This is a genomic window from Gemmatimonas sp. (genome assembly GCF_036405635.1).
In the GTDB taxonomy this organism is placed as follows: domain Bacteria; phylum Gemmatimonadota; class Gemmatimonadetes; order Gemmatimonadales; family Gemmatimonadaceae; genus Gemmatimonas.
The window spans coordinates 1-19,398 of the sequence record NZ_DASWXE010000145.1 but is presented as its reverse complement, the minus strand read 5'-3'; the positions used below and the strand labels follow the sequence as shown (position 1 = coordinate 19,398).

19 protein-coding genes are annotated in these 19,398 nt (G+C 65.3%); 2 read left to right on the top strand and 17 right to left on the bottom strand.

The features are described 5' to 3' along the window. From VGE27_RS12115 to VGE27_RS12050, 14 genes are all read right to left on the bottom strand, one after another. On the bottom strand, positions 1-725 hold a 725-nt coding region (locus tag VGE27_RS12115; RefSeq protein ID WP_331049920.1), incomplete at its 3' end, for a flagellar hook-basal body complex protein. A 30-nt stretch (positions 726-755) separates the two neighbouring features. Next, positions 756-1,550, bottom strand: coding sequence for a flagellar hook assembly protein FlgD (locus VGE27_RS12110; RefSeq protein WP_331049919.1), 795 nt, complete (start codon positions 1,548-1,550; stop codon positions 756-758). Then, positions 1,550-3,847 (bottom strand): M15 family metallopeptidase, encoded by a 2,298-nt coding sequence (locus tag VGE27_RS12105; protein ID WP_331049918.1) that lies wholly within the window; start codon positions 3,845-3,847, stop codon positions 1,550-1,552. The genes VGE27_RS12110 and VGE27_RS12105 overlap by 1 nt, the downstream gene beginning before the upstream one ends. Next, the gene (locus tag VGE27_RS12100) at positions 3,844-4,674 is read right to left on the bottom strand and encodes a magnesium transporter MgtE N-terminal domain-containing protein (RefSeq protein WP_331049917.1); all 831 of its coding nucleotides are present in this window, start codon (positions 4,672-4,674) and stop codon (positions 3,844-3,846) included. Before VGE27_RS12100 ends, VGE27_RS12105 begins: the two co-directional genes overlap by 4 nt. Continuing rightward, on the bottom strand, positions 4,671-5,174 hold the full coding sequence (gene fliJ, locus VGE27_RS12095) for a flagellar export protein FliJ (RefSeq protein WP_331049916.1): 504 nt from the start codon (positions 5,172-5,174) through the stop codon (positions 4,671-4,673). The genes VGE27_RS12100 and fliJ overlap by 4 nt, the downstream gene beginning before the upstream one ends. After that, positions 5,174-6,547, bottom strand: coding sequence for a FliI/YscN family ATPase (locus tag VGE27_RS12090; RefSeq protein WP_331049915.1), 1,374 nt, complete (start codon positions 6,545-6,547; stop codon positions 5,174-5,176). Before VGE27_RS12090 ends, fliJ begins: the two co-directional genes overlap by 1 nt. A gap of 8 nt (positions 6,548-6,555) precedes the next feature. Beyond that, complete coding sequence (locus VGE27_RS12085) at positions 6,556-7,212, bottom strand: FliH/SctL family protein (RefSeq protein WP_331049914.1); 657 nt, start codon at positions 7,210-7,212, stop codon at positions 6,556-6,558. A gap of 10 nt (positions 7,213-7,222) precedes the next feature. After that, entirely contained in the window at positions 7,223-8,275 is a 1,053-nt protein-coding gene (gene fliG, locus VGE27_RS12080) for a flagellar motor switch protein FliG (protein ID WP_331049913.1), read from the bottom strand. A 14-nt stretch (positions 8,276-8,289) separates the two neighbouring features. Then, positions 8,290-9,915 carry a flagellar basal-body MS-ring/collar protein FliF gene (fliF, locus tag VGE27_RS12075; RefSeq protein ID WP_331049912.1) on the bottom strand — a complete coding sequence of 542 codons (1,626 nt, stop codon included), beginning with the start codon at positions 9,913-9,915 and terminating at the stop codon, positions 8,290-8,292. 33 nt (positions 9,916-9,948) lie between these two features. Then, positions 9,949-10,272: a flagellar hook-basal body complex protein FliE gene (fliE, locus tag VGE27_RS12070; RefSeq protein ID WP_331049911.1), complete on the bottom strand. Its 324-nt coding sequence runs from the start codon at positions 10,270-10,272 to the stop codon at positions 9,949-9,951. Positions 10,273-10,341: 69 nt separating this feature from the next. Then, positions 10,342-10,725: a hypothetical protein gene (locus tag VGE27_RS12065; protein ID WP_331049910.1), complete on the bottom strand. Its 384-nt coding sequence runs from the start codon at positions 10,723-10,725 to the stop codon at positions 10,342-10,344. A gap of 142 nt (positions 10,726-10,867) precedes the next feature. After that, positions 10,868-11,476: a flagellar basal body rod protein FlgC gene (gene flgC / locus VGE27_RS12060; RefSeq protein WP_331049909.1), complete on the bottom strand. Its 609-nt coding sequence runs from the start codon at positions 11,474-11,476 to the stop codon at positions 10,868-10,870. Then, on the bottom strand, positions 11,476-11,778 hold the full coding sequence (locus tag VGE27_RS12055) for a hypothetical protein (RefSeq protein ID WP_331049908.1): 303 nt from the start codon (positions 11,776-11,778) through the stop codon (positions 11,476-11,478). The genes flgC and VGE27_RS12055 overlap by 1 nt, the downstream gene beginning before the upstream one ends. 311 nt (positions 11,779-12,089) lie before the next feature. Further along, on the bottom strand, positions 12,090-13,553 hold the full coding sequence (locus VGE27_RS12050; RefSeq protein WP_331049907.1) for a sigma-54 dependent transcriptional regulator: 1,464 nt from the start codon (positions 13,551-13,553) through the stop codon (positions 12,090-12,092). 274 nt (positions 13,554-13,827) lie between these two features. Here VGE27_RS12050 and VGE27_RS12045 point away from each other — a divergent pair, with 274 nt between their 5' ends. Next, positions 13,828-14,736 (top strand): flagellin, encoded by a 909-nt coding sequence (locus VGE27_RS12045; protein ID WP_331049906.1) that lies wholly within the window; start codon positions 13,828-13,830, stop codon positions 14,734-14,736. A gap of 24 nt (positions 14,737-14,760) precedes the next feature. Then, on the top strand, positions 14,761-15,243 hold the full coding sequence (gene fliW / locus VGE27_RS12040) for a flagellar assembly protein FliW (RefSeq protein WP_331049905.1): 483 nt from the start codon (positions 14,761-14,763) through the stop codon (positions 15,241-15,243). A 321-nt stretch (positions 15,244-15,564) separates the two neighbouring features. Here fliW and VGE27_RS12035 read toward each other — a convergent pair whose 3' ends face one another. The 3 genes from VGE27_RS12035 to VGE27_RS12025 form a co-directional block, all read right to left on the bottom strand. Continuing rightward, entirely contained in the window at positions 15,565-17,526 is a 1,962-nt protein-coding gene (locus tag VGE27_RS12035; RefSeq protein ID WP_331049904.1) for a hypothetical protein, read from the bottom strand. A 13-nt stretch (positions 17,527-17,539) separates the two neighbouring features. Then, complete coding sequence (locus tag VGE27_RS12030; protein WP_331049903.1) at positions 17,540-18,817, bottom strand: hypothetical protein; 1,278 nt, start codon at positions 18,815-18,817, stop codon at positions 17,540-17,542. Positions 18,818-18,821: 4 nt separating this feature from the next. Next, on the bottom strand, positions 18,822-19,398 hold a 577-nt coding region (locus VGE27_RS12025), incomplete at its 5' end, for a DegT/DnrJ/EryC1/StrS family aminotransferase (protein ID WP_331049902.1).

The window sequence follows — 19,398 nt, the reverse complement described above, 5'->3', positions numbered from 1 at the left end:
AACGTCTGCGCCGACGCGATGGGATCAATGCGCCAGTCCCACGAGTTCGGACCCGTCTTCCACATCTGGATCTTCACGTCGTGCTTCGTACCCTGCGAATCGAACACACCAATCTGCGTTTCCGACCACGCCTTCTGGTTGATCGGCAGCGCGCGGTCCATCGGATCGTTGAAGTCACCCTGGAACACCGGTGACGACGCGTTCAGGTTGCCGGCGAGCTTCATCTCGGTGGTCGGATTGGCCGACACCTTCTGGCCGAACGGCAGGCGCACGTCCTGAATACCGTCCTGCAGCTGACCGTTTTCGTACATGCGGCCCTGGACGATGAAGCCGTTCGCGGGCGAGACGAGCTGACCGAGTGCGTCGACCTGGAAGTTACCAGCGCGCGTGTAGAAGCTCTGGTTGCCCTTTCGCACGACGAAGAACGAGTCGCCCTGAATCGCGACGTCGGTGTTGAGACCCGTCGTTTCGAGATTACCCTGGTTGAAGATCTGGTCGATGGAACCGATCTGCATGCCGAGGCCGATCTGGATCGGGTTGATACCACCCTGGTCGCCCGGCGGACGGCTCGCACCCTGCAGCAACTGCGCGAAGCCTTCCTTGAACGTCACGCGACCCGCCTTGAAGGCGACCGTGTTGACGTTGGCGATGTTGTTACCGATCACGTCCATGCGCACCTGGTTGTTGCGCAGTCCGGACACGCCGGCGTAGAGAGAGCGAAGCATTGTGTGTGAGTCCTCGGTGTCAGGTCGCGATCAGGCGCGGATCTGGGTGAGCTGGGACATCGGCACTGCGAGCGAGTCGCCGATGATCAGGATCGGATTGCCATTTTCGTACTTCATGCCGGTGATGCGACCGGCGGTGTACGTCGTGGCACTCTGGAACAGGCCGCCATCCTTTGCGACGTCGAACTTGTAGGTGTACTGGCCGGGCTCGAGTGGTGGTTCGAACTCGTAGTCGCCGACATTGAACGAGGCCTGCCCGGGCTTCACCGCACCGACAATGGCCTGTCCGACTGCTTCGCCCTTGCTGTTGATCATCGTGATGCGTCCCGTGCCGGAGAGCGAGCCGGCATCCACGACCAGCGTGCCATTGCCTTCCTTGTCGACCCAGGCGTTGTTGCCCGGCGTGACACCCGTCTTGCCGACGGTGGCCATGGCCATCTGTCCTTCGATGAGCTGCGCGAGTTCATCCGCGCGCTCGTTCTGCGTCTGCTCGAGGGAGAGGATCGCGTCCTTCATTTCGGTCGCGGCCGACTTCTGCTCTTCGAGCGACTTGTTCATCGAGATCAGCTGCTCGACGGTGGAGAACTGGGCGAGCTGCGCCGCCATGTCCTTGCCGTCCATCGGATTGAGCGGATCCTGATTCTTCATCTGGGCGACGAGCATCTTCAGGAACTCATCGCGCCCCATGCCGTTCGGGTTCGTCGGCAGCGTGCGTGGCGCCGACGGCTCCGCGGGACCGACGGGCGGCTCCGGCGCGGCCGCGTTGCCCGTCGTGTTGAACATCGAGCTGTAGCTGTTGTAGCTGCTGCGTACGTCGGTGATCATCACTCGTTCCCGAGGAAGAAGTTTGGACGGCGCTGCCGCCCCTGCTGCTCTTGCCGGTCGTCACGGGCCTGCTCGGCCTGCTCACGACGCGAAGAATCCTGCTGCGAATCGCGCGACGACTGACGTTCCCACGGCGCGCGTTCCCGCTGGCCGCTGCTCGCTGCACCATCCTGCGAGGCCGTCGTCATCGGGCGAAGCGGATCACGCTCGAGGCCCGTCACGCGCGCTGCATCAGACGGTTCCTGCCGCGTGCCGCTCACTCGCACCGTGTCACCATCGAGTCCGTGGCGACCGAGAGCGTCCTGCAACTCCGCGGTGCGCAACCGCATCGAACCCGCGGTGTTGGCATCGGTGGAGATGTGCGTGCTCACGGTGTTGCCACGCAGATCGACGGTGATCCGTTCCTGCGTGCCGTTTCCGTTGTCGACATTCAACGTCATGCGATTCAGCGGCGTGGCGGGTGCATCGGCACGCATCTGCTGGATGTCGGCCACACGCTGGATCTGGTCGCTGCCTGTCGTCGCCTGGCTAGCCGATGCACGCTCCGTGCCGTTGACCACGCTCACCGTGGCGCCGTTGCTGAACGTCGCGCCGATCGCGCTGCTGTTGTCCGTCAGGCTGCCGATAGCGGTGCTCGTACGATCACCACGACGGTGCTCGCTGTGTGACGCTCCACGATCGCGTTCACTCGACGCGCCATCCTGGTTGGTGGACGCGTTGTGACTTCCGCGTCCGGCTTGCTGCTGCGCGACCTGCATCAGGTTGTCGCTGTTCACGCCCATGCCGACGCGCGGCGTGGCGGATGCATCGGCAACACTGGCAACCGTTGCCACACCAGCAACCCCGGCAACTCGTGCCACCCCGGCAGCGCTTGCCGAGTCGATCTGCGTCGTCGGTGTGGTGCGCGCGGCGACCGTGTTCGCACTATTCCCATTGCCACGCTGCGCGAGCTCGAGGTGGCCCGGATCCTTCATGCCCAGCGTGCGCAGGCCTTCTTCCTTCGCGATGCGCTGCAGGCGACCAAAGCCTGCGGCGTTGTCGTAGCGGCCGTCGATGATCACGTCCACGGCTTCGCCATGCGTGTGTGCGGAGTCACGCGTCCAGGTCACGACGGACCCTTCGCGCGTGCGACCCTGCTCGTACAGCCAATCCTGCCGTTCCTGTGAACGCGTCGTCTCCACGATGGAGACGTCGTGCCCGTATTCGTTCTTCATGCGATCGATCACACGCTCCACGCGAGCGCGCAGCTCGGGATCGAGACCATCGAGTGCCTTCACAGGCGTCGCAACGTCGCCACTCTTCACGGCGTTTGTGGCCGTGGCGTTGTGCGAGGCCGCGGCAGCCAAGGCCGTCATGTCGACTCCGTCCTGACGCGCCGACGACAGCGCACCAAGTGCCTGTTCGTTGTCGCTGCCACCGAGCAGGCTCGCGTTCGTCTGACTCATGATCGCCCGCGCCGCCAGCCGGGCACCGGCGGGCGTTCCGGCCTGCGCCAGCAACGAATCAAGGGCCGCGCGGGCATCGGCACCCTTTGCATCGCCGAGGGCCAGCAACTGCTCCACCGACGATCCACGACGCGACGTCACGCGCGAAAGCGCGTCGAGCATGCGGGCGCGCTGGGCGCCGGAGTCGGTGGGCGAGGTGTTGTCGTTCGACGACGCATCGGCCGCACCAGCGGCGCGCGCTGGAGCTTGTATTGCCGCGTGCTGCGTACCGTCCTGCACGCCTTCCATCTGTTCACGACCGCTGTTCGTGCCAGCGGATTCCATCGTCATCGCGGACGGTTCCTTCTGCTTCGACCGCGCGTACGCGGCCAGGTCAATGACATTCGAGCCGCTGCGGTCGTCGGCGACCAGTTGCAACAGGCCATAGCGCAGCGCTTCGTCAGCGGTCTGCGCGTCAGGTTCGACCGCCTCGGTTTCGCCTTCGAGCAGGCGATCCACCAGCGAGGCGGTTTCGGCGGGCAACTGTTCGGCGAGCCCTTCGCGCACCGACGGGCCCATCCCTGACAACAGCGCGAGCAACGCCGAGAACTCGGCCTTGCTCACCGGACGTTCGCGACCCGATTCCTGCGTGGAGTCGTCTTCGATGCGTGTACGCGTGTCGGTGCGGTTGGCCCGCGTGGCGCCACGCGAAGCCGGACGCGCCGTCGGGCGGGACACGTCGCGCGTGTTGTCACGCCCGGCATCCCGCGGATGCTCGCGCACGATATCCCGTGAGGCCTCACGAGCCGCATCACGGGCGAGGTCACGCGGCGTCGCGCGGGTCGGCACCCAGTTCACATCCATGGGACTCACGGGGTAGTGGCGGCGGCGGTCTTGGCGGCGGCGCTCTTCGTGATCGAGGCCGCGCGGGTCGCGGGCATTGCCGTGAGGATCGCCGCAGCCTGCTTGTCACCCATGAGGGCGAGGATGCCGCGGATATCCGAATCGCTCATCTGGTCGAGCACCTTGGCGGCGTCCTTGGCCGGCATGGCGCTGAAGATCTTGGCCAGACGCTGCTCGGGAAGCGGCGTGGCAAGGGCCGCGTCGCGCGCTGACTTCACCATGGTGGCGGCGGTCGCGGCGGTGGCCTTGGGATCTTCCTTGGTTTCCGGCTTGGCTTCAGCCTTGGTGTCGGCGTGGGCGTCCTTGGCGGTCGCCTTCGGATCGGCCTTGGCTGCCTTGGGGTCGGGCTTCACCGTGCCAGAGGCGGTCGGTGCGCCATGTCCAGCCTTGATATCGGGGGCGGCGCCATGACCGGCGGCGGCAGGCTTAGCCTTGGCAGGGGCTGAGCCCGCTGTACCAGTGCGGGCCTTGCGGAGCTCGGCGCGAGCGGCCTCGAGCGCACGGATGCTGTCGGCCGGCGTGAGCGTCACGTCGTCCGGATTGCCATGCTCAGCGGTGGCGCCGGAGGCTGCCGAGTCTGCTGCGCCGTGTGCATCGGCCGCGGCCGGTCCGTGGCCCGCTTCACCATGACCTTCGCCTTCGGCCTTGGTGGAGTCGGCCGGATGATTCTTCAGGCTGTCAGCCAAATGTGCCGAGTCAGCGGAAAACTTCGCCGACGCGCGCATATACGAATAGCCCGAGCCGCCGCCCAATCCGGCCAGCAAACCGATAACAATGGGTACGATCAACTGCTTCATCGGGTCGATCCATCACGAGGGGGAGCATTCTCCGTCGTCTCAGCGGGGCGCTGTGTCGACTGATCCTGCTTGCGTGCGAACTGCATGAGGGCCACTTCATCCATCAGGGTGCGGTCGCGCTGGGCCTCGTCGGCACGCCAGGCATCAGCATGGCGGGACTTCAGGCGGTCCAACACGCGACGGTCGCGTGCAGCCTCTTCAAGCAACTCCTGTGCCTGACGCACACCGGCATCGGCTTCCTTCACGGCGTCGCCGGCCACGACCAGGCGCTCGTCCAGAGACGTGAGCACGGTGCCGAGCTGGGTCAGGTGACCAATGCGGGAGCCATTGCCCTGGGCCGTGTGCAGTTGGGCCTGGGAATCAGACCACAGGTTCTGCAGGGCCAGGCGGGCTTCGGCGGCTCGCTCTGCCGAGTCCTGGGCCGATGCGAGCTCGCGCGCCTTGGCATGTTCGTGCTGTTCGCGCAGCTCGAGGATGCGCTGCAGGCGAAATCGGAACATCAGCGCCTCTTGACCGACGCCTCGATCGCTTCCGCGATCTCATTCAGCGCCTGGTAGGTGTCCCCATACGGGGTGATCTCGTCAGGGCGCTGCTGCAGGAAATCGAGCACGCGCTGCCGGTAGGCGATGGCGGCGTCCACGTAGGGGTCGCTGCCCCGCTGATACGCGCCCACCATGATGAGATCTTCTTTTTCGCGATACGCCGCTTCCAGCCGGAGCATCGCCGCGCCGCTGCGTCGCTGCGCCTCGTTCGTGATGTGATCCTTCACTCGGCTCTTCGAATCCAGCACGTCGATGGCCGGGAAGTGATTCTGCGCGGCGAGACGACGCGTGAGCACGATGTGTCCGTCGAGGATCGATCGCGCCGCGTCGGCCACCGGTTCGTTGAAATCGTCACCGTCCACAAGCACGGTGTAGATGCCCGTAATGCCGCCACGCTCACCGTTACCCGCGCGCTCGAGCAGGCGCGGCAGATTCGCAAACACCGACGGCGGATACCCCTTCGTGGTGGGCGGCTCGCCGGTCGCGAGGCCGATCTCACGCCACGCCATCGCCACACGCGTGACCGAGTCGACCATGAGCAGTACTTCCTTGCCCTGATCGCGGAAGTATTCGGCGATCGCCGTGGCTACGAGCGCACCGCGGGCGCGCACCAGCGCTGCCTGATCACCGGTGGCCACGATCACGACCGAGCGCGCCAGCCCTTCCGCACCCAGCGAGTTCTCGAGGAACTCGCGCACTTCACGACCACGCTCACCCAACAGCGCGATCACGTTCACATCGGCCTTCGCGGAGCGCGCAATCATGCCGAGCATGGTGCTCTTGCCCACGCCGGAGCCGGCGAAGATGCCCACGCGCTGTCCACGACCAACCGTGAGCAGGCCATCGATCGCACGCACGCCCGTTTCCATCGGACGGTCGATCGTTTCGCGCTGCAGAGGGTTCGGCGGCTCAGCCGACAGCGACACCCGCTCGATCGTATCCAGCTTGCCCTTGCCATCGATCGGGTGACCAAGGCCATTGAGCACACGACCCAGCAGGCCAGGGCCCACGTCCACGCCGAATGAACGGCCGAGCGGTTGCACACTGGCACCCGCGTGCAGGCCATCGAGTTCGCCGAGTGGCATGAGCAGCACGTTGCGGTCGTTGAAGCCCACCACTTCGGCCAGCACCGATCGGTCGCGCGCATGGTTCGTCACGCGGCAGAGTGAGCCCAGGCCCACATCGATACCGGTGGCTTCCACCACGAGACCCACCACCCGCGTCACCTTGCCATACGGCGCGAAGCGCTCGACACGACCAAGGCGGTCGGTCAACGCATCCAGCGGCGACTCGGCATCGGTCAGTGCCGTGTTGTAGACGGGGGTCTTCATCGCCACGCTCACGCCTGAATGCCGGCGAGCATGCGGTACGCGCGTTCGAGCGACGTGTCGACGCGGCCATCGATGATGCGCTCACGGCCTTCGGTGAGGCAGCCGCCGCGCTGAATGTTGGTGTCGCCCAGCCAGCGCAACGTGCGCACACCAGCGCCCAGCGACTTCTCCAGCGCCGGACGGCATGCCGCCAGATCATCCGGGTGCAAGCGCACCGTGATCTCTTCGTCCACGGGATACTGCTCCACGGCCTTCGAAACCAGGTCGCTCACGAACGTCCGGTCGGCGAGGATCTCGCGCTGCAGCACATGACGCGCCACGAGCACTGATAGCGCGGCGATGTTCTCTTCCGCATTGCTCAGCCAACGCGCTTCATGCATCTGCACCGACAGCACCGCTTCGTTCAGCGCGCTGGTGGTGTGAGCGATGTGTTCTTCGAGCGTGGCCCGCGCCGCGCGTTCGCCATCGGCACGACCGCGTGCGTAGGCGTCGGCTTCGATGCGCGCACGCTCGGCGGCGAGACGCACCGCGAAATCGGCTTCGAGATGCTCCAGCGAGACTGCGGGGAGAGCCGGGGTGGCGGCCTCCGGCGCCGACGGGTTCGCAAAATCTGCGAACTCGTCGAACGCCGGGAACTCGTCGAGGGACCAGGGTGTGGCGTGCATGGGCTTCTGCTCAGACGATGACATCGTCGGTACCCGCGCTCAGCACGATTTCGCCCGTCTCTTCCAGTGCGCGCACCTTCGAGACGATGTCCGTCTGCGCCGCTTCCACGTCGCGCATCTTGACCGGGCCGAGGAACTCCATCTCTTCCTTGAGGCCAGCCACTGCACGCTGCGACATCGTGCCCATGATCTTCGTCTTGAGGTCCGGGCTCGCGGCCTTGAGGGCCAGGGCCAGCTGCTTGACATCCACTTCGCGCAGCAGACGCTGCAGCGACTTGTCGTCGAGGGCGGACAGGTCTTCGAACACGAACATGAGGTTCTTGATCTGGTCGCTGAGATGCGGATCCTTCTCGGCCACCAGGTCCAGCACTTCCTTTTCGAGCGACGAGCTGACGAGGTTGAGCACCGCGGCCACAGCGGCCGGGCCACCCACGCTCGACATACCCTGCGAGAATGCCAGATCTGCTTCGTTGCCGATGGCGCGCTCGACCAGCGAGATCATCTCGGGCGACACCTTCTCCATGCGCGCGATGCGGAACATCACCTCGCCACCGAGGGCGGGGTCGAACTCGCGGATGATCGCGGCCACGTGCGCCGGATCGAGGTGCGCGAGGATGAGCGCAATCGTCTGCGGGTGTTCACCGCGCAGCGTGTTGCCGAGCTGCTGCGGATCGGCGCGGCGCAGGCGACCGAAACGATCGCTGTCGGCCAGCTGGCCCTGAATGCGCTTGAGAATCTGCTGCGCCTTGGCCGGCCCGAATGCCTTCTCGAGCACGTCCTTGGCGAACTCCACGCCGCCCGTGGTGATCGAGTCCACGCCGAGCGTGATCTCGAGCCACTCGAGCAGCACGGCGTCGATCGTGGTGGGCGGCACGCGATCGAGCTGCGCCATTTCCAGCGCGACGATCTCGGCTTCTTCCGGGTGCAGGCCGCCAGTGATCTTGGCCGCGTGTTCGGCGCCGATGGCCATGCACAGGATGGCCACCTTCTGGCGTCCCGTGAGGCGATCCGGCGCGTACCGGTCGGCGTTGACGTTGGCGTTGTTGCGAGCGAGAGCAGTCATCGTACGGTCGTCGGTTACTGGCGGAGCCAGGTGCGGACGACGCGAATCGCGGCTTCCGGACGCTGGTCCACCGTGGCCATGGCCTGTTCACGCTCCGGCGTGGTCGGCGGCGGCGGCAGCACGATCTGACGGCGCTGTTCTTCGAGGAGCGCCATCTGGTCCATCTCTTCCTGTTCGGCTTCCATGTCCTGCATGGCCTGCTGCATCTGCGTGCTGGCCGGGAGCTCTGCATAACCAGCCGGAGCGGCCAATGCGGCCGGCGCTTCGACCACCTTCACCTTCTTCGGGCGGAGCAGGAGCACCGTCACCAGCGCCAGGATCAGCAGCACCACGAGGGCAGCGATCGCGACGACGGGCTTCGGGTTGCTCTGGATGCGGCCCAACAGATCGGTGGGCGCGGCGGGTTCCTTCACGACGGCCACCGGCACCGGCATGTCGAACGGCGCGCTCACCACGGAGATCATGTCGCCGCGCGTCGAGTCCACACCGAGCGCATTGCGCACCAGCGCTTCGATGCGTGTGAGTTCGTCCGGCGTGCGGGCTTCGATGGTCGGCGCCACCGGCGGAGCGGCCGCGGCAGCCGCAGCGGCCGCGGAATCTGCCGGCACCGGTGCGGCCGGCGGCAGCACCACGCGGTCGGCCACCAGCACGGCGACGGTGAGCTTCTTGATGTTGCCGACAGCGCCCGTGAAGTTCTCGACGCTGCGCGTGTTCTCGTACGACGTGGCGGTGGTCGAGTAACCCGCGCCCTGCTGCGGATTGCTCGGCGTCACTTCCGCCTTCTGTTCCGTGGCGATCGCCTGACGGTCGGGATCGACCGCCTGCACCGTGCGCTCGACCTTGTCGAAGTTCATCGACGCCGACACCTGCACGCGCGCGTTGCCAACACCCACAAGACTCGACAGCAGCTTGTCGGCCTTCTGCTCCAGGTACGTCTCGGCTTCGCGCTGCACGGAGAGCTGACGACTGGTCAGACCGGCCAGCGAACCGTCGTCTTCCATCGTCAGCGCTTCACCGCGTTCATCCACGATGGTGACATGCTCGGGCTCGAGACCACCCACGCTGCTTGCCACCAGGCTCGCGATGCCACGCACGGCTTCGGCGCGTGGCGCATTGCTGTTGTTCATCGCCAGCGTCACCGACGCCTTCGACGGACGCTCGTTCTGCTTGAAGAGCTGGTCGTCCTCGATCGCGAGGTGGACCTTCACACTCTTCACGTCCTTCATCTTGCCAATGGTGCGCTCGAGTTCTCCTTCGAGCGCGCGGCGATAGTTCACCTTCTGCGTGAAGTCCGTCATGCCCCAGGTGGGCTTGTCGAACAGCTCGAGGCCCGGGCGGCCGGCGTTCGGCAGCTCACCCGCCGCCAGGTCGACCCGGGCGCGCGCCAGATCGGCGCTCTGCACCATGATCGACGTACCGGTGCGATCGAGTTCGTACACGACGCCGGCTTCGGTGAGCTTGTCGGTCATCGCCTTGACCTGCTCCACCGGCACATCGGTGTAGAGCGGGACCATCGTGGGCTTGGTGGCCCAGCGGGAGACACCGAACACCAGCACGGTCACGACCACGCCGACGCCGATGATCATCGCCTGTCGGGCGCCGCCAAGCCGGCCGGTGAGAGATTCGAGCAGAGAGTTCATGAAGTGGATGCGCTACGCGATGTGGACGTCTGCTCAGGACTGCATGCTGATGACACTGCGGTAGGCCTCGACGACCTTGTTCCGCAGCTCAATGAGCATGTCGAGGGCGATGCCGGCTTCTTCCGAGGCGGCCATCACCTGGTGCAACTCGACGTTCTCTCCGTTGGCGAAGCGCTGGGTCAAGTCGCCCGAGCGATCGCGCGCGTCGCTGACTTCATTGATCGCGCGGGTGAGGGTGTTGCCGAAGGAGTTCTCGCCAGTGCCGACGGTGCCGCCAACAGGCACCTGCGTGGTCAGGCCACGATCCTGTCCGAACTGCGGCAGGCTGCGGGTGATCAGGTCGAGACGGGTCTGCATGGGGGCGGTGTCGGAAGAAGACGAAGCGGAGAACGGAGATCGGAGCGGCGGATCAGTTACGCGAAGCCGTTACGCGCGAACATCGAGGCGGACACCACGAGCGGCCGGCGGCGCCGGATTCGAGGCTTCCTTGATGCGGCTGTACGTCAGCGGGCCGAGCGCGGCGGTCTTCGCGAAGAAGTTCCGCTCTTCACTCGTGAGCACGCTCCACAACGTCGGGTCGGTGCCGGCCGGTGCTTCGGCGGGCACGCTGGTCTGCGTCGCCGCGGCGCCGGCGATCGGCGTCTGCGGCTTGAGCGCGTTGGCCTGCGCTGCACGGGCCTGCTGACCCGCCTGCTGCGCCGTCCCCGTCTGTCCGTTCTGCGCCGCGCGATTGGCATCGCGGTTCGCGTCGGTGCGCGAGAGCGGACCGAAGGAGTTCAGGGGATTGTTGTTGATGCCGTTGACGCTCATGGGATTCTCTGTTGGTGCTTAAGGAGTGAAGCGGCGAGCCGGGAACCGATGTGGTGTCGGAGAGGAGGAAGAGGAGGAGGAGGAAGAAGTGACCTCACACCGGTTCCCGGGCCCGCCGCTGTGTAGCGCGTGATCAGGTCGTTCAGATATCGAGTGCCGCGCGGAGCATCGACTTCGCCGTCTGGAAGACCGCTGCGTTGGCTTCGTAGATGCGCTTGGCATCCATCAGCTTCACGAGTTCCTGCGTGGTGTCGATGTCGGGGTAGCGCACATAACCGTTGGCGTCGGCGTCCGGATGACCGGGTTCGTACACCAGGCGTCCTTCGCCCTGGTCTTCCGCCACACCCGCCACACGCACGCCGTATTCACCACCCATCACACCATCAGGGCCGCCCGTGACCGGCAGTACTGGCACGGTGAAGGTCTTGGCGGTGTCGGTGACCGGCACTTCGAAGGCCGGCGCACCCGCGACGTTCTGGTTGCCCATCGTCTGCGCGGTGATGTTGCCGGGATTGAACAGCGCGTTCTGCGCGGTGGCCGATTCCAGCACCACTTCGCGACGCTTGTAGGGCATGCCGTCGGTGCCGCGCGTGACGTCGGCGTTGGCGATGTTCTGCGCGATCGTGTCCATGCGCTGGCGCTGCGCGGAGATGCCGCTGGCCGCGATCCCCATCGACTTGAACATCGGGCGAACCGGCGACTGTCCCGGGATCGGGAGCAGCGCGAGTGGGCGCGTCGGGTTGATCGGCATCAGGCGCCTCCGCCCTTGATGGCGGTCCGAAGGCTCTGGTAGGTCTTTTCCAGCAGGCGCGACGTCGCGAGGAAGCGGAGCTGCTCATCGGCGAGCGCCACCATCTCGTCTTCGACGTTCACCGGATTGACGTTGGCCTGCGCGTTCCCGGTCTTCGCTTCCAGCGCGAAGCCGTCACCGTTGTTCAGCGTGGCCTTGGACACGCGATCGGCGATCCCTCGCGAACGGTCTACGCTCTTGTCCAGCGCCGCCTTGAGTGGCGACGCCGAGGTCGTGCGTTCGATGAGTCCGAAGAGTTTCATGAGTACCGGAAGTGAGGGAGAACTATCCGGGCCCAGTAAAAGCAATGGGCGGGCCAGACGCTCAGGAGATGAGCATCCGGGCCCGCCGGCTGTGCTTAAGTCATTTAATTAGAAGTGTTTACAAGTGTCTGCCGGTATGCGCCCCGCAGTATATCTGTCCATCCGGATCGCTGGAAATAGGCGGAAAGAAGGCAAAAACTGCCGCATTCCACGTGACCCAAGTTGCCGTGTGATCCCCGGGACGCGATCCGGCAACTCGTGCCGGTCTCGCGTTCCTCGGGCCTGGCCGATAGCTCAGGCCCGTTGCCAGCCTACTCCTCGTCGCTTTCGCGACCGGGGCCGTTCAGCTTGTTGCGCAGGGTGCGCACGCTGATGCCGAGCAGGTCAGCAGCCTTCGTACGGTTATTATCGGCAGCTGCCAGCGCATGCTGAATAAGCACGCGCTCGGCATCTGCAACATTCAATGAAGAAAGGGCGATTCCGCCGTTCGCCGGCGTGTTCATGGCACCCGGCGCCGCGGCGGCTCCGCTCACGGCCAGCACCGGGGTGGCACCGGGGGTGGCAATGGCGCGGGGGCGCATGTTGGGAGCGCCCAGCGAGTGGGCCAGCCCGAACCGGGTCCCCTCGAGGCAGTGCGGCTGGATGATCGGGTCGGGGGTCAGAATGACCGCGCGTTCGATCACGTGCTGCAGTTCGCGGATATTGCCGGGCCACGGATACTGCTGGAGCGCCTCGAGCGCGTCCTGAGACAGGCCTTCGATCTTCTTGCCGATCTCGGCGGCCGTCCGCATGGCGAATCGCAGGGCGAGCACCGGCACGTCCTCGGCGCGATCGCGGAGAGGCGGGATCAGGACCGGAATCGTGGACAGTCTATAGTAGAGATCCTGCCGGAACGTGCCGTGGTCCGCTTCCATGGCCAGATCGCGGTTCGTGGTGGCCACGATACGGACATCCACCTTGATGGGTGACGTTCCACCAACCCGCTCGAACTCCTGTTCCTGCAGCACGCGCAGCAGCTTGGCCTGCAGGTCCAACCGCATCTCGGAAATTTCGTCCAGCAGCAGCGTGCCGCGGTTGGCGCGCTCGAAGGCGCCCTCCACCCGCTTGATCGCGCCGGTGAATGCACCTTTCTCGTGCCCAAACAGCGCCGACTCCACCAGCCCTTCCGGGAGCGCCGCACAGTTGAGCTTGATGAAGGGCTTGTCCCGACGTTCGCTCTGGTCGTGGATCGCCCGGGCAAAAAGCTCCTTACCGGTGCCCGATTCGCCCTGCAGCAGCACGGTGGCCCGGGTGGGCGCGGCCATGGATACCGTCTGCAGGATGCGCCGGATGGTCGCCGAATCGCCGATGATCTGGCGCTCGTTCCGGAACTGCATGACCTCCTTCCGGAGCGTCTCGTTCTCCCGGCGCAGCCGTACGAACTCCAGCGCCTGGTCCACCGCCAGTTCCAACTGCTGCGGCCGGACCGGCTTGGTGATGTAGTCGATCGCACCCGCCTTGATCGACGCGACCGCGTGCTCGATGCTGGCGTGCCCCGTTAGCATGATCAGCGGGATGTCATATCCCTCCCGGGTCAGGAGCTGGATGAACTCCAGTCCCGTGAGTCCGGGCATGCGATAGTCGGAGATGATCAAGTCGATACCGCCCCGTTCCAGAACCTGCAGGGCCTCCGGCACGTTCCGGGCGCCGACGGGTGTGTGACCGGCCTGGGCGAGGGTGTCCTCGAGGATCAGGCCGACCGCGACTTCGTCATCGACGTACAGGATCGTGGCCATTGCGGCGCAGACGGGAGACGGGATTGTCCCGGCATTTGTGTGGGTTGTGCCGGCCGGGTGACGCGAGACGCGCCTGTGCGTCCTTCTCAGGAAGCGCACCCGGCAAAAATAGCCGCATGGATCACAAAATGCGACAGTTTTCGAAGTGTCGTTGTGGTCCAAGCCTTGCATCACTCAAGGCTGCCGGGGGCGTTCCGATACTTCCAGGTGGAAGAGTCTGCCGGCAGGAGCGCCGCTTCCGCGACGGTTCCGCACCGGCCCGATGAGATAGACGATGCGCGTTACCAACTCGATCATCACCAACAACAGCAAGCTCCGCCTGCAGACCGGTCTGCAGGGCATTGATCGCTTGCGCGATGACATCGCGACGGGTGTGACGATCCGAAAGATCTCGGACAACGTCATCAGTGGTGGTGAGATCGTGCGCATCGGCAGCTCGATGCGCGCGCTCACGCAGTTCAAGCGCAATGCCGACTCCGCCGCAGCGCGTGCAGAGGCGGAAGAGGGTGTGCTCAATCAGCTGACCAACACCATCACGCGCGCGTCGGAGCTCTCCGTGACGCAGGCGGGATCCACCGCTACCGCGCAGTCGCGCCTCGCCGTGAAGGCCGAGGTCGATCAGTTGCTCAACTTCGCCGTGGGACTCGGCAACACGCGATTCGGCGACGAATACCTGCTCGGTGGTACTCGTGCCAATGAACCGCCGTTGCACAACCCGGCGCCCGCCACGGGCACGTTCTCGCGCCTCATGCTCGCCGGCAATCCGGTGGACCCGAGTGGCAACATCACGCTCGAGGTGGGAGACAACAAGTTCGTCACGCCGACACACAACGCAAAAGAAGTACTGCTCGACACCGACGCCCTCGAGGCGCTGCGAGAGCTTTCCACGGCACTCGGCAACAACGACACGGCCGCCATTCAGGCGGCCACCACGCGCCTCAACACCGCCAACAGCAACGTGCAGTCGCTGATCGGCACGCAGGGCGCGCGCATCAACGAGATTGAAGACGCAAAGGTCAACCTCCAAGCGATGGAGATGAACCTCAAGATGTACCGATCCGATCTGCGGGACACCGAGGTGGACCAGGCCATGGTCGAGCTCGTGGGCAAGCAGACGCTGTACCAGGCTGCGATGAGCGCGACGTCGCGCATCCTGGGCCTGAGTCTCGCCAACTATCTGTAAAATATTCTCATGGGACTGGCTGTCATGAACGCACCGCAGGGCACGGTCACGATCACACATCACTTCGGCGCGATCGAAGTTGCCGAGGAAGCGATGATGACCTTCCCGACGGGCGGGCTCTTCGGCTTCGAGAAGATCACGCAGTACGTGCTGCTTCCGGCAGCCCGCAAGGGACTGTGGTGGTTGATCGCGCCAAACGCGGATGCCACCACCTTCGTGCTGGCCGATCCGTTTGCGCTCGATGCGGACTATGCGATCGACCTCGGCGAGCATGAGCGCGCCGATCTCGCCATCGAAGACGCGAACGACGCATTTGCACTCGTCATGCTCACGCTGCCCGAAGGCACGGGCGCCATGCCCACGGCGAACATGCGCGCGCCGATCGTCTTCAACCTGAACAAGCGCCTTGCCGCCCAGGTGGTGAGCCGTGAGGAGTCGCACGAGTTGCAAAAGCCGGCGAACCTCACGCTCTATCCGCTGCAGGAAGGCGGCGTTTCGCTCGGCTGATCGGGCGATATCGCTCCTCCGAAACTGAAGAAGCCGGCCTCCGAGATTTCGGGGGCCGGCTTCTGCGTGTTTGGGGACAGCGGGGGGAACGCAGAATGCACAGAAACAGAGCAGATCGACACATATGCTGCGCCATTGGGGGTGACGTTGGATTTTTGGGAATTGGAGTTCATCTCCATTTCGACAAACTTCATGACGCGCATTCAGACGCGCCCATCATTCCCCCCTCTTTTCACACGAGCTGAATCGATGCCGTGGTCGTATCTGCGTCGTCTGCTCCCTTTCTGTGCACTCTGTGTTCCCCCCGCTGTACCAGCGGGATCAGGCCGCCGCTGGGTGCACGAGGGCACTGGTCACAACGTCCGATACTGCGGCCGACGAGGCGTCCAGCGGTAACGGATAGCCAAACGATTCGTGCGCCAGACCATCGAATAGCCCTTGCAAGGCTTCGCCGTACTCGGTGGACGCCAGGAACGGTGCGGTCGGCAATGCGGCGCGCATCTTGTCGCACACCTGCGCGCGGAATGGTGCATCGGTAGCCAGACGCACGGTGAGATCCACGTAGGTGTCGGCATCGGCCGCTACCAGCTCGTCGAGACCGATGGACTGCACAATGCTCGCGTCGCCGGTGCCGCGCAGCCAGGGCGAGCGTCGTGTCACCGCAGGAACACCGGCCTGCATTGCGAGCGCCACCGAGGTGGAGCTGCCGTGCGGGAAGGTGCCGAGGTACACCGTGGCCATCTCGTAGAGCTGGTGCGTATCCCGCGGCGACAGTTCGCGCAGCACGATGACGCGGCGCGGGTCCACACGATGCGCCCGGCAAGTGGTCTCGATGAGCGCGTGCAGGTTCGTTGCGCCACTCACGCCCGACCAGCCCGGATTGAACGGCGCGAGCACCAGCACACTGCCCGAAATGCGCGCCATCGCCCGCACCCACGCATCGAGCTGTACCGGCACGATCTTGTCCACCGCACCGCCATTGTAGAGCACCACCGCATTGGCGGGGATGCGCAGTGCGGCACGATTGATCACGCGCACCGGCGGCTGCGCCACGAAGGGCAGGTAGCTCAGCAGCACACGCGGGATTTCGGCGAACGCTTCGCGGCACTCGCCCAACAGCGACGCCCGCGCCTCCGGTGCCGGTCGCACCGTGGCCACATGCGTGAAGCTGCCGAATCCCGTGGACATGGGCACGTAGCTGTTCATCAGGATCTGCACGCGCGCCAGGCGCGAGCTCACCAACAGATCGGTGGGTGACGCACCAATGGTGGCTGCATACGAATACACGAACACGTCGAGGTCATCGGCGTGGATGCGATCGACCATTTGCTGCACATTGAGCCCGTTCATCGTGCGCACGGCACTCACGAATCGGAACAGGCGCTGGTAGAGCGCGATGTCGTGCTCGCACTGCCGGTCCACCAGGTCCTGCGAATAGATGATGATCTCGTAGCGCTCCTGATCGAAGTGCTCGAACTGCGAGCAGAACGCCACCGGATCCGGGTGCTTGAGGATCGTGCGCAGCAACACGCCAAGCCGGATGCGGCGATCGGCGGGCCGAGTGGCTGCGGGGCCCCTGTCGGATCCGCGCAGGGTCTCGATCTGGCGGGTCATCGCCTCGACAAGCCGGGCGCGCGCGTCCAGCACGGAGCGCACCTGCACATCGGAGTAGATCACCATGCCAATGTCGAGCAGGCGGATGATCACATTCACCACCGTTGCAAGACGGGCACGCAGGCCAGGGGCATCCACCTGCGCGCGCAACCAGTCCAGCATCTCCGGCAACCACGCCACATAGCGCGCATCATCACCCAGCGCGCGATACACCGGTCGGACAAACAGCCAGGCCAGGTAGCGCTCCATCACATGCTCGGGGCACGCAGGCAGGTCGCGCATGATCGGCATTTCCCACGGCTGCGTGTCGAGCACGGCGATGGCAAAGGCGTGTGCCGCCATCGGATGGGTCCAGCCGACCGTCATGATCTCGCGCGCGGCCTCGATGCGCGTGAGCACCGCGGGCGGACGATCGAACACCAGTCCCATCTGCGACGAGACTTCCGGCCGATGAAAGAGGCGGGCCCGCAATACCGTCTCCACTTCCCCTCGTGAGCACTGGCTCAGCGCCGCGCACAGTTGCTCCCGCGAACTGCGTAGCAATGTCAGCCAGTCAGTCCGCGGTGCAGGCGCAATGAGCGGCCAATCCTGCCCATTGCGAAACCAACTCGCCACATCGGCCATGCCATCGGCAAGGGTGGCGCACTTCGTCGCAGCGTCTTGAGACATGGGAGGGGTGAGTTCAGGCAGCCTGATCGGCGACTGCGCCCGGAGCAACGGCGTTCGTCAAAGCGGCGGCCTGTCCTTCCGCCCCATCGGGATGGGGAAGGGCACGTCCGTCGCGGTGCGCCGACACGACGGCGCCGAGGTGGCGCACCAACATGTCCAGTGAGAAGCGCTCACGCGCACAGACCGTTCCGCGATCGGCACGGGTCTGCGCCTCGGGCGAGGTGATCGTGTCGAGTGTTGACGCCACCACGTCAGCGATGGTGCGCGTATCGCCATCCCAGCAGGTGAACTGCTCACGGCCGATGCGCGCATCGATGAAACGATTGCTGTCGGAGACAACGGCCGCGCCAGCCTGCAGGCCAAGCAGGAACCGATCGTGCACGGAGTCGGTGGTGCCGGGCTGCACATTCAACACACTCGCCGATGACGCCATGAGGCGGCGCACGTCCGGCAATGGGGTGCCCGGCAAAAATGTGGCGCGGCTTGTGGTACGGTCCAGGTGCTCCCACTCACCGCCCACAAACGTCACAGGCAGCGACAACAGGGCGCGGGCCACACCCGTCGCCCGTCGGATGCGTGCCAGATGGTCGCCATGCGCCGCCAGTGTGTGCCAGCGCGCGTCGGGCGCGGTCGTTGGCAGGCACGCATTCGCGACATCACCCATGCGCTGCGGGGTGGTCGTGGCGCCAAGTGCATCGGCAATCGCGAGCACGACGCGCAGACCCCTGGCGTCCAGCGTACGGCGCAGCATGGCTTCGTACTGCACTGGATCGCCACCCTTGCTCGCGAACAGCACCGTGCGGGTGCGCTCGGCGATTGGTGACGTCGGCGCCGTCCAGGGCGATGTCGCGAGACGAAACAGACCGCGATGACTGCCTGCTGGCGAAATGGCCACCGACGCATCGTGGTGACCGTCGTCGCCGTGCAGGAAGATCGTTTCCGCGGACAATGTCTCGTGTCGCGACGGATAGTAGCTTGGGCTGTCGAGCATCAGTCCGACATACGGCACGCCAAGCGCGTCGTACGCCGACGTGCCGTTGGCGCCAGCGATGTTGGCGCCGTAACCCGAGTAACCGCAGAAGAACGCCGTGCGATTCTGCACCACGATGCGCCGCAGTTCGGTCGGTGTGGACACACGCGACAGATCGAGCACTTCCGCGCTCCATCCCGCGTCCACGAACGCCCGTGCGAGATCGTTGGACAGGTACGACAGCACATGGTAGCTGCTGACGCCGGTGCAGAGCACGACGTGACGCCGAGCCTGGATGCCGGACGCTCCTGCGGTCATCATGAAATCAGCGACCGAAGAAGCCGCGGACCACCTGCACCACCCGTGCGACCTGACCTTCCGTCAACGTCGGGAACATTGGTAGGCTCAACAGCTCGGCGGCCGTGCGTTCCGTGATCGGCAACGCACCTTCGGCATAGCCAAGGTGTGCGTACGCTTCCTGGCGATGCAGCGGCACCGGGTAATGCAGTCCCGCGCCGATACGCGCATCGGTGAGCGCCTTGCGCAGTGCCTCACGCACCGGCGTGCGCACCACATACAGGTGCCATACATGTTCCGCCCACGGCGCCACCTGCGGCAATGACAACTCGGCGATGTCGCCCAGCGCTTCCTGATACCACCGCGCCACTTGCTGGCGTCCGGCCGTGGCCGCATCGAGATCCTGCAGCTTGATGCGCAGTACGGCCGCCTGAATGGCGTGCAGACGACCGTTGTAGCCCTCACTCACGTGCACGTACTTCTCACGCTGCCCATGCTCGCGCAACCGACGCACGCCTTCGAGCACGCGCGGGTCATTCGTGGTGACGGCACCACCCTCACCAACCGACCCGAGATTCTTGCCCGGATAGAACGAGAACGAACCG